Origin of the sequence: Planktothrix paucivesiculata PCC 9631 (genome assembly GCF_900009265.2) — a bacterium.
GTDB lineage: Bacteria > Cyanobacteriota > Cyanobacteriia > Cyanobacteriales > Microcoleaceae > Planktothrix > Planktothrix paucivesiculata.
The window spans coordinates 33047-53241 of the sequence record NZ_LR734998.1 but is presented as its reverse complement, the minus strand read 5'-3'; the positions used below and the strand labels follow the sequence as shown (position 1 = coordinate 53241).

Here is a 20195-nt window from a genome sequence, read left to right as displayed (position 1 = left end):
GGTAATGGGTAATGGGTAATGGGTAATGGGTAATGGGTAATGGGTAATGGGTACAGGACTTACGCAGTGACGCTATATGTAGCGTACTAAGGAGTTAGCGATCGCTAACCCAAAAGAAATCTGGAAACGGAGACAGGACTTACGCAAGGACGCTATATATAGCGCATTCAGGATCAGGCGATCGCTTGATTCAGACAGAAGGGCGATATGCGTCCGGCACGCTACGCGAGCGCGCTTATAAAAAGAGAATTAATCTGTGTTTGAATTGATAAGTAAACTAAATAAAAGAAAGCTTGAGAGAGGGATGTTTAAGCTCTTGGCTCAGGTAATCTGCTAACAAACTAGCTTTTAACTGATAGACAGTTTGAGAAACTTTCTTAGCCATACGAGTCAGAAAAACCCAAACTAATAAAGCGCAAGCAATGTGGTTTTTTTGAATACTCGCTTTACGGCATTGGCAAGATTCTATCCCCGTTAATTGTTTAATTTCTCGGTGAAATTCCTCAATTTTCCATCGCAGTTTACATTGAGAGATGACTTCATCTATTGAAGACTGATTTAAATCATTTGTAGCTACATATTCCGTTCTGTTGGCAGAAACAGTTACCCGAAATAGTTTAACTTTTTTATCTCTAGGGAATTTATTTATTTTGATTAGCTTTCCCTGTTTTTCTTCAATTTCAGACCAAATTAACTGTTCAATAGGCTGATATTTTTTTTGACCTCCTGTATCATCAACCAGCCGGTTTTTTTTGAGCGGAACATAATAAATTTTCCCTAAATTATCAATCAAAGCCATTAGCTTTTGGGCTGCGTACCAACTATCCATAAGCACTTTCGCTACAGGAATCTTTTTTTTAAAGACGACATCATTCAGCATATCTGCTACATGATCTAGCTTGGTGTGACCATCCCCATCTGGATCGTAAATTCGATAATCAATCACTGAATAGGATCCGGTTTCAGGATTTACATAAATACAGCTTATTAAACCAATTCCTCGAATCACTCGATGTTCATTGCCGCTATATTGACGGCGGACAAGTTCAATTTTCGAGGAAAATCTTTTGTCGAGTACCGTATCATCAAAAACTAAACAAGCTTCGGGATGGCTCTGAAGTTCTGAATGCACTTTTTCCCAAATCACTTCGGGTGTTAAGTTTTCTGAATTCAAGTAACGATTAATTGTATCATGGCTAAACTCTTGAATATGTTCAGCGAAGTTGGTTAGAGTATAATTGATTTGGCTACTCAGGAGATATTGGCAATAGTATAGATAATTGATGCTCATATTTTTGGGCATAGATTCTGATGCTATTTTAACATTCCTTATTCTCCGTTTCCAGATTTCTTTTGGGTTAGTGATCGCTAACTCCTTAGTACGCTACATATAGCGTCACTGCGTAAGTCCTGGGAGAATAAGGAATGTTAAAATAGCATCAGAATCTATGCCCAAAAATATGAGCATCAATTATCTATACTATTGCCAATATCTCCTGAGTAGCCAAATCAATTATACTCTAACCAACTTCGCTGAACATATTCAAGAGTTTAGCCATGATACAATTAATCGTTACTTGAATTCAGAAAACTTAACACCCGAAGTGATTTGGGAAAAAGTGCATTCAGAACTTCAGAGCCATCCCGAAGCTTGTTTAGTTTTTGATGATACGGTACTCGACAAAAGATTTTCCTCGAAAATTGAACTTGTCCGCCGTCAATATATATGCAGCGCAAAAGTTAATGGCTTTGATTGATAATTTAGGGAAAATTTATTATGTTCCGCTCAAAAAAAACCGGCTGGTTGATGATACAGGAGGTCAAAAAAAATATCAGCCTATTGAACAGTTAATTTGGTCTGAAATTGAAGAAAAACAGGGAAAGCTAATCAAAATAAATAAATTCCCTAGAGATAAAAAAGTTAAACTATTTCGGGTAACTGTTTCTGCCAACAGAACGGAATATGTAGCTACAAATGATTTAAATCAGTCTTCAATAGATGAAGTCATCTCTCAATGTAAACTGCGATGGAAAATTGAGGAATTTCACCGAGAAATTAAACAATTAACGGGGATAGAATCTTGCCAATGCCGTAAAGCGAGTATTCAAAAAAACCACATTGCTTGCGCTTTATTAGTTTGGGTTTTTCTGACTCGTATGGCTAAGAAAGTTTCTCAAACTGTCTATCAGTTAAAAGCTAGTTTGTTAGCAGATTACCTGAGCCAAGAGCTTAAACATCCCTCTCTCAAGCTTTCTTTTATTTAGTTTACTTATCAATTCAAACACAGATTAATTCTCTTTTTATAAGCGCGCTCGCGTAGCGTGCCGGACGCATATCGCCCTTCTGTCTGAATCAAGCGATCGCCTGATCCTGAATGCGCTATATATAGCGTCCTTGCGTAAGTCCTGGGGTAATATTTCGACTTCGCTCAGTAACAGGGTAATGGTTAATGGATAATAAACTGTTAACTGATAACTGATTATTCTGCTTTTAATTCAATCGTAAAAATTGATCCTTGGGGTTGGTTATCGCGAATAGAAAGGCAACCAAAATGGGCATCAATGACCATTTTACAAAAGGCTAATCCTAATCCGGTTTGAGCCACATCTTCAAAGCGTTGACCGGTTTCATATTTTTTAAAAATACTTTCCTTGAGTTCATCTTTCACTCCTTTCCCTGAATCTTGAACATGAACTTTAACGGTATTTGTATTGACTGGATATTCAACTTCTATTAAAATTTCACTGTTTGAAGGAGAGAATTTAATCCCATTATCAAGTAAATTTTCAATAACTCGCTTGATTAAATCAGCATCGGCAACTACTAACCGTTTTACTGTAGGAATTTTAGCAGTAATCTTTATCTCCTTTTTGATAATTTGGGCTTCAAATTCATTAATAACGGTTTCAACTATCAAGGACAGATTAACAGGTTTAGAATTCAGTAATTCCTTACCTGATTCTAGTTTAGCCATCAACAGTAAAGAATTAATCAGATTATTTAACTGTCTTCCTGAGTGAGCAATTTGATGAACTTTGTGGGCTTGTTTTTCCGTTAAATTTGTTAGGGTTAGTAGTTCACAAGATAATGAAATTACAAATACTGGATTTCTCAGATCGTGAACTATGGAATAAGCCATATCCTCACGCAATTGTAGCAATTCTTCTAGTTTTTGTTGAGACTTTTCTAACTCATCATGCTGTTTTTTGAGTCGGAGCATTGAACGAACTCTAGCTCTAACTTCTAAAGCACTAACCGGTTTTCCAATAAAATCTTCCGCCCCAGCTTCTAAACATTTAGCTAGGGTTTCTTTAGAATTCAGTGCTGTGATCATAATAATAGGAATCGGTTTCCATTCGGGAATTTGTTTGATTTTCCGACAAATATCCATGCCATTACTATCGGGCATCATCACATCTAATAAAATCAGATCGGGCAAACTTGATTCTAAGAATTTAAACACCTCAAATCCATTGGAAGCATAATGTAATTGATATCCTTCTCGGAATAAGATACCCTCAAAAACATCAAAAACATCTGGTTCATCATCCACAATTAGAATTGAATCAGACTTAATCATAGAGCAATTCCATTTGAGTTGTGTTCAAAATTGTTGATTAAAAGGGAACAGGGAATAGGGAATACAGAGTAATACTTCTGGTTGTTTCATATTAGGATTAAAATATTACAACCTCAGCGCGGGTTGCTATAGTTATTGGTATGAATTAAACTGATCAAAAAGGCTCAATCTTCAATAAAAATAGGGTTATTCCTGCAATTAATAATACAGGCATTAGCCAATCTCCCCAACGCACATAAAGGGTTTGAGTCTGATTACGATAGATTGTATCAGAATAGAGTTGATAGGTATTTTTGTTTGACATCCACTGAGTCTTTCCATGGGGGTCAATAAAGCCCGAATATCCTGTGTTTGTAGCGCGTATTGTCCAACGATGATTTTCAATGGCTCGCATCACATCTAGGGCATGATGTTGAGCTAAAATGGCGGAGGAATAGTAAGCATCATTAGAAGCCGTAATCAGAAATTCTCCTCCTTGGGCGGTTTGGCGGCGGAAATGGTCTGCAAAGGCTGAATCATAACAAATTCCCACCGTGGCTTGACCGAAAGCCGTCTGGAATTGTTGAGTAGGTTGACCATGAATTAATGTGGCTTCTAAAGGCGATAATCGGCTAATGAATTTGCCTAAAATCTCACTAAAGGGGATAAATTCCCCTAAAGGAACTAAATTAACTTTATCATATTGACCGATAATATTTCCGTCCCCATCCATGGAAAATAAACTATTCGTATATCCCCCTTCTTTTAAGGCAAAACTTCCTACTATAGCCGGAACTTTCTGTCTCAAAACCGCTTGATAAAACGAACTATTTTGTCTTTGATTCTGGTCAGTCCAGAAAAAAGGTAGGGCGGTTTCTGGAGTTACTACAAAGTCTACTCCTTGATTAGCTAAGGTAACATATCCGGTTGTATAGCCATTTAAGGCTTGTAGAAATCCCGAATAATTTAATTTAACTTCATTGGCAATATTCCCTTGAATAATCCCCACTTTTAACGCCTGTTCTGGATTTTTTTGTAAAGGAATACTATACAAAATTAACCCCAATCCATGAGCTAAGACAAAAAATAATACCGCTAAAATTAATAATAAATAGGATTTTTGATCTTGAGTCTGAGAATAGTATTTATCCCGATTTAAAATAAAACCTTCCGCCATTAACCCATTTACAATTAATAAACTTGCAGTAATGGTTGTGGGGCCAGAAATTTTACCTAAGTGTAAAATAATTAGATTTCCAAAACTTTGGGTATAGGACAAAGAAGACCACCATAAAGCAGTCGAACCCCACAAAAATTCTAAACCACACCATAAAACTGTGGCGATTAAAACTCTGGTTAATGCTAGGGAAATCTTAGAGAATCTTAGAGCCAATTTAGCTGATAAAATTACAAATAATCCCGTCCAAATTATTACTAAAGCACTCCCCCAAAGGGTGATAAAACTCCAGCAAAATATGGTAATCGCTAAACTGGCTAACCAAGGAACTCCTAACCAAGTCATCGGATGAATTCCCGTAATCCAAAATAGGGCGACTCCGTAATAGCCGATTCCCCAAACTAAAGCTAATAATAAAGGGGTTTTAATTCCTGTAAAACTAGGGAGAGTAAAATTAGATAAAACATTAACCCATAAAGGAACTAACGCCACCCATGCTAACCCCCACAGTCCCCAGGGTTCCGCAGCAATTCCCATGAAAACCCCAGCTATTGCTGTTAATAATAAAGGCTGAATTAGTTCTCGTTTGTTCATAAATAATTACCGGAATCTGGGGTTAATTCAAACTATAGATGTCTTTAGCTTGACCGAAAGCAAATTTGAGAGAAAGACGAATTGTTTTATTAGAAAAGGTGATAAAACTCATTAAAGCCATTAAAGCTAAACCCGCATCTATAGCAAACATAACTGAATAACCTAACTGTTCGGCAAAGATGCCAAAAATAGGGCCAGCTAGGGCAATTCCGACATCGAATCCGGTTAAACATAAGGAGAAAAATTGACCCCGTTGTTCGGGTAAACATCGATCAGTAATTAAGGTAATCATCATGGGAAGCACAACCCCCGCCCCCATTCCTTCGAGTAATGCAGCAAATAAAATAATGTTACTGTGCATAGTTTGAGATAGGAGTAACATTGCTAAAAAATAACAAATTAATCCCCCAGTAATAAATAAACCTCGACCATAACGGTCAGAAGCTCTACCTGTAGGAATACGGACTAAAAAACTAGCGATCGCGGCGGTACTATAAAATAATCCCGCATTAAAATTTAACCCCGATTCCTTCACCGCCAAAGGCAAAAATGTGACTAAAGTTCCAAAGATTAGACCGACCATTAACATCACAAAAGCCGGAACCCTTAAAGGGGGACTCCATAACATTTTAAACAACCATAAACCCTTTTCTAATAAAGAATTAGAAGCGACTTTTTTTGTTGGTTTATTATGTTGGGGTTCCCAAACTTGGCAAATTCCTAAAAATGCTAAAAACGCAAACCCGCTACTAGATAAAAAGATCGGGTCGTAACCCACCATCGCTTGCATTGATCCCCCCACCGCCGGGCCAATAGCCATACCGATCGGAGCCACTAAACTCATATATCCAATAACTTCTCCCCGGCGTTCAATGGGGGCTATATCGGCAACTAAGGCACTGTAGCCTATGGTAAATGCTGCCACACTGATCCCATGAAAGGCTCGTAAACTCAGTAGTAAGGGGATAGACTCCGCAAACAGATATCCGAAAGGTGCGATCGTCCCCACTATTGTTCCGATTAATAAGACTAATTTGCGGCTTTTGCGATCGGCTAGGGGGCCAAACCACAATCGAGACGGTAATAAACCCAAGGCAAAGGCCCCCATCACCCAGCCAATTTGTTGTGTAGTTCCGCCAAGAGATTCAATATATAACGGTAGGGTTGGTAATAGTGTGGTTATCCCTGTCCAGAAACATAAACCGGCGATAAATAAAGCCAGTAAACTGCGTTGACGTTTGGGATCAAAGCTGCGAAAAGTGTTCAAAATATCTATTCCTTAATATTAATATTAGCAATTTGTTGATTAAACCAGAGAGCCGCCAAACCATTCTCTACTTGGGTTAATTGTTCTAAAGTTTGCTCTAAAAGTATAATGGGTAAACCCGAAAGAGCTATAGAATATTCTATCTGTTCATATTTGCCATTTTCTTGTAAACGAAAGGCAATCACCTGTTTTCCTTTAACATCTGTTACCCAATATTCAGGAATCCCTAACGCCGCATAAAGTTGTTTTTTTTCATCTAAATCAGTGGCTAAAGTTGTATCAGAAACTTCCCCCACTAAATCAGGAACCCGCCAACGATTTAAGTCAACCCGACGGGGTTCTCCCTGTTGCCAACGAGGTGAATTTTCACCAATATATAACACCTGATCGGGTGCTGAAGCACGATGGTTTGCTTTTTCCAGTTGACAGCGACCTAATGAACTAAAACTAACAACGGGAAAACGAGTAAACCAAAATGCAAAAACCATGGTAAATAAATCGCTAATACTAGCGTGATTAATTCCTTCTGCACCCATTTCAATTAATAAATAACCTTCCTGATAAAATAACTTAACTCGCTCTAAACTGGGATGATCTCGATAGGCTAAATAATCATCCCAGGTTGCAGTCTGCCATTTTGAACTTGTAGAATTGAGCAATACTGTAACCGAAGATAAACTCATCATAGAAGGAAAAATGTAAAAAATTCAGAAATAAGATCAAGATGACGGGAGAAACAAGAACAACGTTGCTATTAATTATAGCACATTATTTTCAATTTTAGGAAAATCATAAAAAATAATAAACCCATTCTTTTAAACTCCGTTTATTCTACCTTAAAGCTGAACTTACTCATCTTTCTTCCTGTCTTTGTGCCTTTGTGGTTTATTCAAAAATTCCCCATCCTTCACTAAACCAAAAACTGTCATGAAAAAACAAAAATCTTTCTTGGGATAGACGTAAAAAATCAAAAAGATCACAAACATTAAAATACTCATAAAATTAAATAGGAGTCGGTCAATGTTACTCAGAGATAAAGTTGCCGTAATTACGGGAGCGGGTTCAGGAATTGGGAAAGAAACTGCATTTTTATTAGCAAAAGAAGGGGCAAAAATAGCCACCCTCGATCGCACACCGGAAAAAGGTCAAAAAACGATTGATCAGATTAAACAAACTGGTGGGGAAGCGATGATGACCACGGCGGATATTTCCTACCCCGAACAGGTACAACAGTCCATGGATAAAATAGCAGAAACTTGGGGAAAAATTGATATTGTTTTTGCTAATGCGGGTATTAACGGAGTTTGGGCTCCTTTAGAAGAACTTTCCCCCCAGGAATGGAAAGCCACAATTTCTGTTAATTTAGATGGAACTTTTTATACCTTAAAATATGCCTTACCCTATCTGAAGAAACAAGGGGGAAGTGTGGTGATTAATTCTTCTGTAAATGGAACTAGAATGTTTAGTAATACTGGAGCAACAGCTTATGCTTGTACAAAAGCTGCCCAGGTTACTTTTGCTAAAATGACCGCCCTAGAATTAGCGAAATATAAAATTAGAGTGAATGTCATTTGTCCGGGGGCAATTACCACCGAAATCGATCAGAATACTGAACGACAATATTTAGAAAAAACTCAAGAACTCGTTGAATTTCCTGAAGGTAAAATTCCCTTAACTAATGGTCAACCTGGAACCTCTGAACAAGTGGCACAACTGGTATTATTTTTAGTATCCGATGCTTCGAGTCATATTACTGGAACAGAAGTTTGGATCGATGGGGGACAATCTTTATTACAAGGATAAATAGTTCGATTTGATATGATAATATACAGTTAAAATAAAAATCCTATTTATATGCCCCAATATTTCGGACAGTTACACGCCCTAGACGCCAATTGGTCAACAATTGAAGCGGTGCAAAGTGTAGAAATAGGCGATCGCCATCTTCTCTTTAACTGCGGCAATGTCTATGTTAAAATTAGTATATTAGCTAATAATTTAATTAGAATTCGTTATTCTCCTTCTGGTGATTTTCTTCCCCGTCGATCTTGGGCGATTAATTTAGATGATAGTGAATGGCAGCCCACTCCCTTTCAAACTAACCAAACCGAAGAAACTACAGAAATTATTACCGAAAAAATCAGAATATCTGTTCAACATCACCCTTACCGAATTCAATGTTATGATCGGCAAAATCAACCCTTTGGAACCGATGCAGAATTAGGGTTTAAATGGCAACCCGGGTTAACAGCAGTTGACAAAAAGATTGAACCAGAAGAACATTTTTATGGCTTTGGAGAACGCACCGGATTTTTAGATAAAACGGGAGAAATTAAAACCAATTGGACAGAGAATTGTCGCAAGTATGACGCTTTAACTGATGCCATGTATCAAGCCATTCCTGTCTTTATAGCCCTACGACCGGAATTAAGTTATGGCATTTTTTTAAATAGTACCTATTGGAGTCGCTTCGATATTGGAGTCAAAAAACCAGGGATTTTGCAGATAGAAACCCACGCCCCAGAATTAGATTATTATATTATTTATGGCCCGAAACCGGAGCAAATTTTAAATACCTATACCCAACTAACCGGACGAATGCCCCTACCTCCTCGTTGGGCTTTAGGTTATCATCAATGTCGTTGGAGTTATGAATCAGAAACCGTTGTTCAAGAACTAACAAAACAATTTAGAACCCGTAAACTTCCTTGTGATGTGATTCATTTAGATATTGATTATATGCAGGGATATCGAGTTTTTACCTGGAGTGAAAAACGATTTCCAAATCCAGAAAATTTGATTCAAAATTTATCAAAAAATGGCTTTAAAACCGTGACCATTATTGACCCGGGAGTTAAATATGAACCCGAAGCCAATTATACTATTTTTGATCAAGGATTAAAACAGAATTATTTTATTAGAAAACCCAACGGAGAACTATTTCATGGTTATGTTTGGCCGGATAAAGCCGTGTTTCCCGATTTTTTAAATCCCCAAGTCCAAAAATGGTGGGGAGAATGCCATCAAACCTTAACAAATATTGGTATTGCGGGCATTTGGAATGATATGAATGAACCCGCCATCGATGACCGTCCTTTGGGGGATAAGGGAACTAAAATTACCTTTCCTTTAGAGAGTTTACAGGGGCCAAAAGAAGAACAAACAACCCACGCTGAAGCCCATAATTTATATGGATTAATGATGGCAAAATCTAGCGCCCAAGGGTTGTTAAAATTGCGACCAAAACAGCGATCTTTTGTCTTAACTCGGTCAGGATATGCGGGGATTCAACGCTGGTCATCGGTGTGGATGGGGGATAACCATTCGATTTGGGAACATTTAGAAATGTCTCTGCCGATGTTGTGTAATATGGGGTTGTCGGGGGTAGGATTTGTAGGGTCTGATATTGGAGGTTTTGGAGGCAATGCTACACCGGAATTATTCGCCCGTTGGATGCAATTGGGAATCTTATATCCCTTGATGCGAGGTCATTCTGCTTTGTCAACCTCCCAACATGAACCCTGGGCATTTGGAGAACGGGTTGAACGCATTTGTCGGGAGTATTTAGAATTACGCTATCGTCTTTTACCCTATCTTTATACCTTATTTTGGGAAGCGACACAAACGGGCGCGCCAATTCTTCGTCCCCTATTTTATCACTATCCTAATGATAGCAAAACCTATACTTTATCCGATCAAGTTTTATTGGGTTCTGCTATTTTAGCTGCTCCGATTTATCGCCCCGGAATTGAATCTCGGGCGGTGTATTTACCCGCAGGAATTTGGTATGATTGGTGGACGGGAAAACCCCATGCGGGATCACAATATATTTTAGCAGATGCTCCTTTAGAACGGATGCCACTTTATGGAAAAGGAGGTTCAATTATTCCTTTACAACCGGTGATGCAATATGTGGATGAAAAACCCATTGATTGTTTAACTTTTAAGGTGTTTCCCGGGACGGGAGAGGGGATTTTATATGAAGATGATGGTGATTCTTTTGAGTATCTTCAGGGAGTTTATTCAATAACAGAATATCAAGTTTATCCAGAAAGTCAGGAATTAATTATTGAAATTAAACCCCGTCAAGGAGAATGGAATCCCCCTGACCGTGAGATAATTATTGATGTGGTGGGAGTGGGAGAACAGCGTTTTCAAGATGAGGGTCGGGGGAAAATATTAAGGTTTGGTTATCAACCTGTTGTTGGTTTATAGCCCTTGTAAAGATTGCGCTTAAGCGCAACAACGTAATCATGAATTAAGGGTTTAATTGAGTGCCACAGCGTTTACAAAAGCGCGCATCTTGGTCATGAATTGACCACCCACACCCGGAACAAATCGTTTCTATTTGATTAGTTGTTTTGAGTAATTGTTTGATTAAATCCCCTAATTGCCAAGGAATTAAAGCAATTCCGGTTAATATCATTAAGATGGTTAAAAATCTTCCTTTATCTGAGATGGGAGTGACATCCCCAAACCCTACGGTAGTCATGGTAACGACGGAAAAATAAACCGCATCTAAGAAGGTTTTAAAAACCTCTGGGTTAACGGGATGTTCGACTTGATAAATTAAGCCGGAAAAGATAAAAATAATGGTTAATAGGGTAAAAATAATGCGAGCTAAAATGACTCCATCTTCGCTTCTAATCCTAAAAATTGAGATTTTAACATCAATAAATCGAATCAGTCGTAGGATTCTAAACCAACGAAATATTCTTAAATAACTAATATTTAAAAATCTCAAATAACCCTGTAAAATAATAACTAAATCAATAATAGATAAAGGATTGAATAGAAATTCTTTTTTATTATCAGCCGCCCAAAATCGAATTAAATACTCAATTGTAAAACAAATTAAAATCACAAAATCCAGCAATTCTAACCGAGAATGAACTAAATCAGAAATCGGATAGGTTTGGGCGATAAAACTGGTTAAGGAGATTAAAATTAATCCGGTTAAGGTTAAATTAACGGTTTTTCCGATGGGAGTATTAATATCTTCTAAATAAAAGGCGACTTTCTGGCGTTTATGTTCCCAAAAACCGAATTGAGATGGGGATGAAATTGGATCTCCCATAAATTTAGATAGGCTATAAAATAAGTTAAAAGTTATGATCTGATGGAATAGAATTTATTCTATGGATTTTAATAATAACTCTAGGATTTCTTGGCGGTCTTTTTGCTCTGTTTGGGGTTGTTCATCTAACCAAGTAATCGCTCGATTTCTACCATTTTCCGCCGCAATCATTAAAGTTCCCCAGGTCTTTAATTCCAATTGTTCAGGATTTTCTAATAAAGCTGCGTTCAAACGATTTTTAATTCTTCCTCCATTTGATCTTAATAAATTGCCAATTTCCTGTTGATTTCCTGGGCTATTTTTTAAGAACTCTAGGGCTTCATTCCAGCGTCCATCAATCAAACTAGCTAAGACCTGTTGACTGGGACTTGCCCAAGCTGCGATCGCTTGAGCCTTAGTAATTTTAGCATGAAATTCGATTAAATCTAACTGGGCTTGAACCGCCATTGACCATTTCAAATTAGGACTATTTCCAGAGACTATATTTTTTTTCAAGGGTTTAATTAAATCCAATGCTGGTGACCATAAACCACTGCGGGCTAATCTTAAAGCCTGTCGATAATTATAATCATCTAAAAAGGTTTCATCTAAGGAAATCGCAGTTAATTGAATCGGGTTAGGAATAAATTGCAAGGGTTGGACTTGATAAATACTAAACTGAGGCTCTAACCCAATGGTTTGTTCAATTAATAATTCTGGATCTTTGCCTCCAGTCACTTCTTGCCAGATGGGTTGTTGTCCGGCGGCACTTTTCCATTCCAACATCATACTCAAATAATTATGACTCGGATTGTAATGCAGAATCTGTCCATAGGGAACGGTTTTATCTGCGATTATCCGCTCACTATGGACACTAAACCAGACCCCCCCTTGAGGAACTTTGCCTTTAAATTGTGTCAGTCTAGTTAAGGGTAAGGGCTTATTAGAACCCTGTTGATTAGATTCGGTTCCAATTAATGATGCAATCACAAAAGATTCGGCTGGCCCCTTAGTTTCTAGCTGCTGAATTAACCGATAATATTGAGTGCTACCCTGGCGCTGATAGGGGGTTTTAACCGCTTGATAAACCCGCACCTGTACAATTTCCTCGCATACTCCTTCACAGGGATGGGTCACACTCGATTCACGGCTTTTGATAATGGGAATTAATAAATCATTCGACTGTTGAACAGCGCCGTCGGCATTAACAAATAAAGAGTTAAGGGGGAATGCGGATTTTTGCTCATTCACCGTTTTAGAAACGGAATCAACCATCGGTAAAGTTAGGGATTTTCCCACCCTTAATCCTTCAGTTTTGAGGGCTTGATTAATTTCCTCTAAGGTAACAATTGAGTCTCGGCGTTGTAGGGGAATTTGTGTCCAACTGGGTAACAATTGATTTAACCAAACCCCAATATCAGGATTAACAATTAGTTGATAACTAAACCAGGCACAGCCCCCAATTAGGGTCGTACCCCCAAAAAGTAGGGTAAAAGCCACTCCATCGGCAATCCATTTTTTCCAGAATCGGCTGATGGGCTGGGACGATTTGGGTTTCAGGGCTTGGGGGGCTGTTTTTTTGCCCGCAGGTAAAGCAGTCGTTTGGGAACGTCGATTTGGACGCTGCTGTTGCCCCGATTTAGCGGGTTTAGCCGTAGGTTTTTGGGGTTGACTCTTTTTTCTGGGCGAGGGTTGATGACCTGTCTCTAACGGATTCATCATGGGGATTGATAGGATGGAAGGATTCTAACGGCGCAGTAAGACTTGTTCATAAAGTTGACCGGCTCGTTCCCAAGTATATTCAGTTTCAATTAATAATCTCCCATTTTGCGACAATTCTTCCCTCAGATGGGGATGTTCAAACAGTCGGCTGATGGTTTCTACATATTCGGCCACGGTGTTAGCGCGCAGGGCGCGATGGGGGTCATGGGGCCCATCCACGGCCAATCCTTCTAAACCGCGATCGCTGGCTACCACCGGAACCCCGGCGGCCATGGCTTCCAGGGTTTTATTTTTAATTCCGTAGCCACTGCGGAGGGGCGTGACACAGACCGTACCCTGATGTAAATAATCGACGACCTTGGGAACTCCCCCCGTGACGATTACACCGGGATGCTTCGCTAATTGTAGAACTTCGGGAACGGGTCGGGCGCCGATAATGGTAAAGGTGGTATCGGGATAGGAATTTTGCAGGATGGGTAAGACCTCGAGACTGAAAAATCTGGCGGCGTCGATATTATGGGAGGCGTCCATGGCCCCGACGAATACCAGGTTATGATTATTGGGATCAAGCGATCGCATGGGAAATAATTCTAAATCCACCCCATTCGCAACCACATGAATTTCTCCCTGGGGTTGAAATTGGCGAAACTGTTTTTCATCATCTTCGGTGGTGACAACTAAATCATGAAATTTAGCCGCATAACGTTTTTCATAGCGTTCTAGGAGTAATTGTAAATAAATCCGATCGCGTTGGGGATGGGGAGAAGCCCCCATTTCTAAATGATTACGAGTCCAACCGACAACGGAACTATGAATATTAACAACGGTATGAACCTGCTTTAAATAGGACGGTCGAATATAAATTTCATTAACACTATGTTCGCAAGTAATCACATCAACTTTGCCCTGTTCAACGGCTTGATCGATCCAAGTTTGCATTTCTTGGGAATATCGATAAAGGACATTAGGAGGGGTACTTTTGACCAGGGAATTAATAAACCGACCGACTTTAGCCACAGCCCCAGTCGGAGGTTCGGGAGGCAGGGGAAACACCACCAGTTGACTCACCCATTGACGCAATTCTTCTACATCCTGATCACTAACCCCCGAATGTCTTTGGGTAATCAAAGTAACATGATGGCGAGAATGAAGATATTTGAGCAAGTTAAACGTTCTAATCTCCGTTCCTCCTCGACTGGGTGGATAGGGAAATGTAGAGGAGATGATTAAAATATTCATAGGGTGATTCAATCAGAATTAAACAATAGATAACCCAATTGCCTCAAAAGAAGGACTTAGGCTATTGGCGATCAATTTTTTTTACAAATGTTGTATTATTATACAACTCTTAAACTTAATCTTCTCTGTTTTTTGAACCTGAATTAATCAAACTCTTAGAGAATTTGATTCTTGTGACAATTTTAGAACTAGCACAAGGTTCCCCTCAAAGCGGAGTGTTCATCTGTTATGGTAGGGGGCATAACACCCCCAATGCACCGATCTCGCTTCAGATCGGTGTTTTTGTAGATGTTGTTATGGGTTGATTAACTTATTGAAACGGTTAGATGTCGGTGTTCTGGTTTAACGGCTTGCTTTAAGATGGAGATATGAATACAGATTTTACCGATTCCTTACCGAAGTGGCTAAGGTTTATCCAACGTCATCGCGCCAGTCTGATTGCTGTGATTCCCATATCTAGTTTAATCATTGGTCTAGCGATCGCAGCCACATTTCAATACCAAGCACAAGAAGCTAGAGACAGAGTTTACCATACCTATCTTGTCAAAAACCAAGCTCAAGAATTGCTAACGCAAGTTTTGACCACAGAAGTTGTTGTCAAAGATTATGGGTTAACGGGTCAAAAAAAATATTTAGACAGTCACGAAAAAGCAACTAAAAATCTACTTATTTCCTTGAATGAAATGAGAGATTTAGCCAAAGATAATCCGAATACAATTCAAAAACTAAAAACTCTGCAAACGTCTATTGATAAATCTAATGCACTTTTTAAAGTATACTTAAATACAATCAAATCTCCAGTTAAATCCCCCCAGCAGTCAGCAAATTCACAAAATCTTTTACTGGAGATGGGGGAACAAATGCAGATTACTCGCCAGGAGATTTATCAATTAATTGACGAAGAAGAACTGAGTATTGAGGAACGTAGAAAGAATCAAAATGATCAGATTCAATTAACATGGCTATCCATGTTTGCCGTAACCGGACTAGGAATTTTAGGATCTATTTTCGCCAGATATTTAATGCAAAAATTAGATCAACAGTTAGCCTTGCAAATAGCCCAAACCCATGCCCAAGAAAAGCTATTTAGAGATACCTTTGAACAAGCTGCTGTGGGCATAGGTCATATTTCCATATCCCAAAAATGGCTAAAAGTCAATCAAAAATTATGTGATATTTTGGGTTATCCCCGAGAAAAACTATTAAGATATAGGTTAACCGATCTGACCCATCCCGAGGATATTAATAAAGATTTATTGTTATTTAAAAACCTGATTAATCAAGAAATTTCCAGTTATTCAATCGAGAAACGTTATATTCATAAAAATGGCTCAATTGTCTGGATTAATTTAACAGTTTCCCTAGGATCATGGTTAGATAAATCTCCCTATTATCAAAGGGAGGAAAAACGCTATGGTATTGCGGTGATTGAAGATATTACCGATCGCAAACAATTAGAGTTAGAACGCGATCGCTTTTTTGAATTATCCGTTGATATGCTAATTATTGTTGATCGAAATTTACTATTTAAACGGGTAAGTCCCTCCGTAGAAAAAATTCTGGGTTTTACTCCCCAACAACTCCAAAAAACCTGCTTTACCTCCCTAGTTCATCCCGATCATTTAAGTTCCGTTGAACAATCTATTAGTGAAGAAAATACTCAAGAAGCTCTGATCTTTTCCTTTGAAACCCAACTTCGTTGTCAAGATAATTCCTATAAATGGATTGCTTGGAATTGTGTTAGAGTTGCCCAGACTGGATTAATGTATGGAACCGGTCGAGATATTACAGAACGCAAACAAGTAGAAGATGCGATCGAAAGAGAAAGTCAACAACTCAGACAAATTATTACCCATGCTCCCGTAGCCATGGCCATGTTTAATCGAGAAATGAGCTATATTGCCTACAGTGATAAATGGTTATCCGATTTTGGTTTAGTCCGATTAAAACAACAACTTTCTTCCCTTAAACAGTCTGATTCAAAAGTGTTTCCTCAAATGCCTTACACTTGGAAAAAAGCCTTTAAAAAAGGATTAAAAGGAAAGATTATTTCCAATTCTGAAGATATATTTTATGATGCCAATGGTAAAAAAAGTATTATTCGCTGGGCGATTCATCCTTGGTATGAATCCAATCAACAAATTGGGGGTGTGGTGATTGCAGCAGATCGAATTGATGAATTAGTAGAAGCTCGGGAAGCCGCCTTAGAGAATGCCCGGATTAAGTCTCAATTTCTGGCCAATATGAGTCATGAAATCCGCACTCCTATGAATGGAGTTTTAGGGATGGCAGGATTATTATTAAAAACCGAATTAACTCCCAAACAACATAATTTTGTTAACGGAATTCGCATGAGTGCGGAACATTTATTGGCAATTATTAATGATATTCTTGACTTTTCTAAATTAGAAGCGATCGAAGTCAAACTAGAAACACTAGATTTTGATTTGGAAAATTGTTTAGAAACCGTTGTTGATTGGGTGGCAACTCAGGCAGAAGAAAAAAGATTAGAACTCGCTATTATTGTTGATACTAATGTACCCCGTCAGTTACGCGGAGATCCGGGTCGTTTACGCCAAATTCTATTAAACTTATTAGGAAATGGGATTAAATTCACCCCCGCCGGAGAAATCGTCGTCCGGGTGAATCAACTTTCTCATACGTCCCATACAACCCGATTACGGTTTGAAATTTCCGATACTGGTATTGGGATTGCTGCGGAAGAAAAAGATAAGCTTTTCCAGTGTTTTTCCCAATTGGATGCTTCCACCACCCGTCAGTATGGAGGGACAGGATTAGGGTTAGTCATTTCTAAACAATTAGTTGATTTAATGGGCGGTGAGATTGGGGTTGAAAGTAGAGTCGGTAAAGGATCAATATTTTGGTTTACCGCTCAATTTTTAATCGGAGAAACCAAACCTACTCGAGTTGTCCCCCCTAGTTTAATCAATTTAAAATTATTAGTTGCTGATCGCAGTAGTGCAGTTCGTCAATCGATTCGTTTTTTAACTCAATCCTGGGGAATAGAGTTAGATGAAGCCATGGATACAGAATCAGCATTAACTTTATTGGGCCAAGCAGGAACCCTGGGAAAACCCTATGATATCGCGATTTTCGATCAAAAATTATTAACTTTTTATTCAAATAATATTACTGATATTATCCAAAAAGATCACAATTTATCCTCAACAAAATTAGTCTTAATGACCCGGAACAATCACCGAGATAAAGCCGAAAACCTATTAGATAAAGGTATAGCCAGTTATTTAATTAAACCTGTTAGGGCTTCTCGTTTATTTGATGCGATCTTAAAAACCATGGCGATCCAGATTTCATCGAATATCCAACAACAATCTCAAGCTAGAATTGTCTGGGATGACAAATTCTTAACCCCATCTAAACCCCAGTTAAGGATTCTTTTAGCTGAAGATCATCTAATTAATCAAGAAGTGATTTTAAATCAACTGAGTCTCTTGGGATATGAAGCCGATCTAGCGAATAATGGTCTGGAAGCCCTAGAGATTTTGCATCAAAAACAATATGATATTGTGTTTATGGATTGTCAGATGCCCCAATTAGATGGTTATGCCACTACTCAAAAAATCCGACAACAAGAAACTGATCACCATACCATTATTATCGCCCTTACCGCCCATGCCCTACCCACCGATCGGGAAAAATGTTTAGCGGCTGGAATGGACGATTATCTGAGTAAACCCGTCCAAGAGGAGGAATTAGCGGCAACTTTAATGAAATGGACTTATATTATTCATCAAGAAAATCACAAGTCTGACATTTCTCTCCCTTCCTTATTCACAGCGGCTCCAATGGCAACATTCTCCTCTGAAAATTATCCCTTAAATATAGAACGACTCCAAAGAATTTCGGGAGGTAAAAAAGAGTTTCAACAAAAGCTATTAAAGGTTTATATAGACCGAAGCGAACAGGATTTTATGGAAATTCAAGAAGCGATCGCCTGCCAGAATTTCACAGTCCTACACCAATATGCCCATCGGCTCAAGGGTTCTAGTGGTAATGTGGGGGCAACAATGATTTCTCAACTCGCCTATCAACTAGAAGATGCCGTAGAACAGCAGAATATTACCCTCTGTTCCGAATTATTTCAGAGCATTAAACTAAACTTAGAAATTCTGAAAGTTCATATTGAACAGTATTTTAATCAGATCTAACAGATTTTACCAATATTTAGTTGACACTCTCACCGTCTGAAGACAGGCTCGATTCTAACTTCAACCTAGATACTTGCTCCGCCAGGGTTTCCCCAAGTAGAGTAGAGGTTTCTAGTCCATTAGCGTTACTTCGGGATTGCCCATCCCTAGTTTGTTTCCCAAGATTTAGAATATTAATTGCAGCATTTGTATCTCTATGTAACTCACATCCACAATTACAAATATGGGTGCGGGTTGATAGAGATTTTTTTACTATTACCCCACAATTACTGCATTTCTGCGAAGTGTAATGGGGTGCAACCGGAATTGCCAATTTATTAAACTTAGCTGCAAAATACTCTATCCATTTCCGAAACAAATACCAACTTGCATCACTAATTGATTTAGCTAAACAATGGTTTTTAACTAAATTTCTAACACTTAAATCTTCATAGACGACTACATCGTTAGATGTGCATACGTTACGCGCAATTCTCTTTGCGTGTTCATTCCGTTGTCTACTTACTTTTAAGTGTTTTTTGGCGTAAACTTTTCTAGCTTTCCGTCGCCCTGATGAACCCTTAACTTTCTTATAGATTTGTCTCTGAGATTGCTTGATTGATTGTTCAGCCTTTCTCAGAAACTTAGGATTCGTTTCTTGATAACCATTTGAGTCTGTGTAAAATGACTCAATACCAACATCAAGTCCTATCTCTTTACCAGTTTTCGGTTGAACATCGGCGACGGTAATGTTTAGACAAAACTGAGCGTAATATCCATCGGCACGACGAATTAAACGCACTCGTTTTATGTCTTTTGTATTATAAGTATGGAGATCCCACTTCCCCAACAATTTAACTTTACCAATCCCATTTTTATCGGTAAAGGTAATCTGTCTTTTAGTGGGGTGTAACTTCCATCCCGATGTTTTATATTCAACAGAACGGCAATCTTTCTGAAATTTGGGATATCCTTTTTTACCAGAAATCCTTTTCTTACAATTATCGTAAAAACGACCAATGGCAGTCCATCCTCGCTCGGCGGCGGATTGGACTGCCATTGAATTTAGGTCGGCAACAAAGGGAAATTCCTTTCTAAGAGTTGTGGAATATTTGTTTAAGGCAAATTTATCAACTTTTAATTCTCTTGAATTATCCATCCAATACCGAATCGCTTTATTACGAATGAATTGGGTTGTGCGAATTGCTTGATCAATCGCTTTGTATTGATGGGGTTTGCCTTTAACTTTGAATTCCAGAACTATCATAGAAATCTCCTTTTTTCGACCTAACTTATGTTAACATAGATTAGGAAATATTCACAGGGGAATAAATTTCCCTGGGTCGCTTTTGATCTGGTGGTCTGAAGACACGCTTGTTTTCAAGCTCCCAGACTTGTGTTATAAAATCTT

At 38.5% G+C, this 20195-nt stretch carries 12 protein-coding genes and 1 pseudogene; 4 read left to right on the top strand and 9 right to left on the bottom strand.

The window, feature by feature from the left end:
* Nucleotides 1-277: 277 nt before the first annotated feature.
* Nucleotides 278-1291, bottom strand: a complete 1014-nt coding sequence (locus tag PL9631_RS03695; RefSeq protein ID WP_083617277.1) for an IS701 family transposase — start codon at nt 1289-1291, stop codon at nt 278-280.
* Nucleotides 1292-1460: 169 nt separating this feature from the next.
* Between PL9631_RS03695 and PL9631_RS03690 the strand changes: the two are divergent.
* Nucleotides 1461-2265, top strand: a pseudogene (locus PL9631_RS03690) (transposase).
* Between the two features lie 215 nt (nt 2266-2480).
* Here PL9631_RS03690 and PL9631_RS03685 read toward each other — a convergent pair.
* From PL9631_RS03685 to PL9631_RS03670, 4 genes are all read right to left on the bottom strand, one after another.
* Entirely contained in the window at nt 2481-3581 is a 1101-nt protein-coding gene (locus tag PL9631_RS03685) for a hybrid sensor histidine kinase/response regulator (RefSeq protein ID WP_083617115.1), read from the bottom strand.
* A gap of 154 nt (nt 3582-3735) precedes the next feature.
* Nucleotides 3736-5331 carry an apolipoprotein N-acyltransferase gene (gene lnt, locus PL9631_RS03680; protein ID WP_083617112.1) on the bottom strand — a complete coding sequence of 532 codons (1596 nt, stop codon included), beginning with the start codon at nt 5329-5331 and terminating at the stop codon, nt 3736-3738.
* Nucleotides 5332-5353: 22 nt separating this feature from the next.
* Nucleotides 5354-6598, bottom strand: coding sequence for an MFS transporter (locus PL9631_RS03675; protein ID WP_083617109.1), 1245 nt, complete (start codon nt 6596-6598; stop codon nt 5354-5356).
* A gap of 5 nt (nt 6599-6603) precedes the next feature.
* Nucleotides 6604-7284 (bottom strand): Uma2 family endonuclease, encoded by a 681-nt coding sequence (locus PL9631_RS03670; RefSeq protein ID WP_083617106.1) that lies wholly within the window; start codon nt 7282-7284, stop codon nt 6604-6606.
* Nucleotides 7285-7618: 334 nt separating this feature from the next.
* Here PL9631_RS03670 and PL9631_RS03665 point away from each other — a divergent pair, with 334 nt between their 5' ends.
* Entirely contained in the window at nt 7619-8401 is a 783-nt protein-coding gene (locus PL9631_RS03665; RefSeq protein WP_083617103.1) for an SDR family oxidoreductase, read from the top strand.
* 51 nt (nt 8402-8452) lie between these two features.
* The gene (locus tag PL9631_RS03660; protein ID WP_083617101.1) at nt 8453-10813 is read left to right on the top strand and encodes a glycoside hydrolase family 31 protein; all 2361 of its coding nucleotides are present in this window, start codon (nt 8453-8455) and stop codon (nt 10811-10813) included.
* Nucleotides 10814-10856: 43 nt separating this feature from the next.
* Here PL9631_RS03660 and PL9631_RS03655 read toward each other — a convergent pair whose 3' ends face one another.
* Genes PL9631_RS03655 through PL9631_RS03645 form a run of 3 tightly spaced genes read right to left on the bottom strand, consistent with a single transcriptional unit; the run spans nt 10857 to nt 14615 of the window.
* Nucleotides 10857-11675, bottom strand: a complete 819-nt coding sequence (locus tag PL9631_RS03655; RefSeq protein WP_083617098.1) for an ion transporter — start codon at nt 11673-11675, stop codon at nt 10857-10859.
* Between the two features lie 54 nt (nt 11676-11729).
* The gene (locus PL9631_RS03650) at nt 11730-13376 is read right to left on the bottom strand and encodes a hypothetical protein (RefSeq protein ID WP_156090446.1); all 1647 of its coding nucleotides are present in this window, start codon (nt 13374-13376) and stop codon (nt 11730-11732) included.
* A gap of 24 nt (nt 13377-13400) precedes the next feature.
* Nucleotides 13401-14615 (bottom strand): glycosyltransferase family 4 protein, encoded by a 1215-nt coding sequence (locus PL9631_RS03645; protein WP_083617092.1) that lies wholly within the window; start codon nt 14613-14615, stop codon nt 13401-13403.
* A gap of 368 nt (nt 14616-14983) precedes the next feature.
* Between PL9631_RS03645 and PL9631_RS03640 the strand changes: the two genes are divergently transcribed.
* Nucleotides 14984-18805 carry a PAS domain S-box protein gene (locus PL9631_RS03640; RefSeq protein WP_083617090.1) on the top strand — a complete coding sequence of 1274 codons (3822 nt, stop codon included), beginning with the start codon at nt 14984-14986 and terminating at the stop codon, nt 18803-18805.
* A gap of 16 nt (nt 18806-18821) precedes the next feature.
* On the opposite strand, the gene PL9631_RS03635 is transcribed toward PL9631_RS03640, so the two are convergent.
* Nucleotides 18822-20051, bottom strand: a complete 1230-nt coding sequence (locus PL9631_RS03635) for an RNA-guided endonuclease InsQ/TnpB family protein (RefSeq protein WP_083617087.1) — start codon at nt 20049-20051, stop codon at nt 18822-18824.
* Nucleotides 20052-20195 lie beyond the last annotated feature (144 nt).

Coding starts and splice junctions, on each gene's coding strand:
- PL9631_RS03695 (WP_083617277.1), bottom strand. CDS start 1,291: ATGAGCATCAATTATCTATACTATTGCCAATATCTCCTGAGTAGCCAA.
- PL9631_RS03685 (WP_083617115.1), bottom strand. CDS start 3,581: ATGATTAAGTCTGATTCAATTCTAATTGTGGATGATGAACCAGATGTT.
- lnt (WP_083617112.1), bottom strand. CDS start 5,331: ATGAACAAACGAGAACTAATTCAGCCTTTATTATTAACAGCAATAGCT.
- PL9631_RS03670 (WP_083617106.1), bottom strand. CDS start 7,284: ATGATGAGTTTATCTTCGGTTACAGTATTGCTCAATTCTACAAGTTCA.
- PL9631_RS03665 (WP_083617103.1), top strand. CDS start 7,619: ATGTTACTCAGAGATAAAGTTGCCGTAATTACGGGAGCGGGTTCAGGA.
- PL9631_RS03660 (WP_083617101.1), top strand. CDS start 8,453: ATGCCCCAATATTTCGGACAGTTACACGCCCTAGACGCCAATTGGTCA.
- PL9631_RS03655 (WP_083617098.1), bottom strand. CDS start 11,675: ATGGGAGATCCAATTTCATCCCCATCTCAATTCGGTTTTTGGGAACAT.
- PL9631_RS03650 (WP_156090446.1), bottom strand. CDS start 13,376: ATGATGAATCCGTTAGAGACAGGTCATCAACCCTCGCCCAGAAAAAAG.
- PL9631_RS03645 (WP_083617092.1), bottom strand. CDS start 14,615: ATGAATATTTTAATCATCTCCTCTACATTTCCCTATCCACCCAGTCGA.
- PL9631_RS03640 (WP_083617090.1), top strand. CDS start 14,984: ATGAATACAGATTTTACCGATTCCTTACCGAAGTGGCTAAGGTTTATC.
- PL9631_RS03635 (WP_083617087.1), bottom strand. CDS start 20,051: ATGATAGTTCTGGAATTCAAAGTTAAAGGCAAACCCCATCAATACAAA.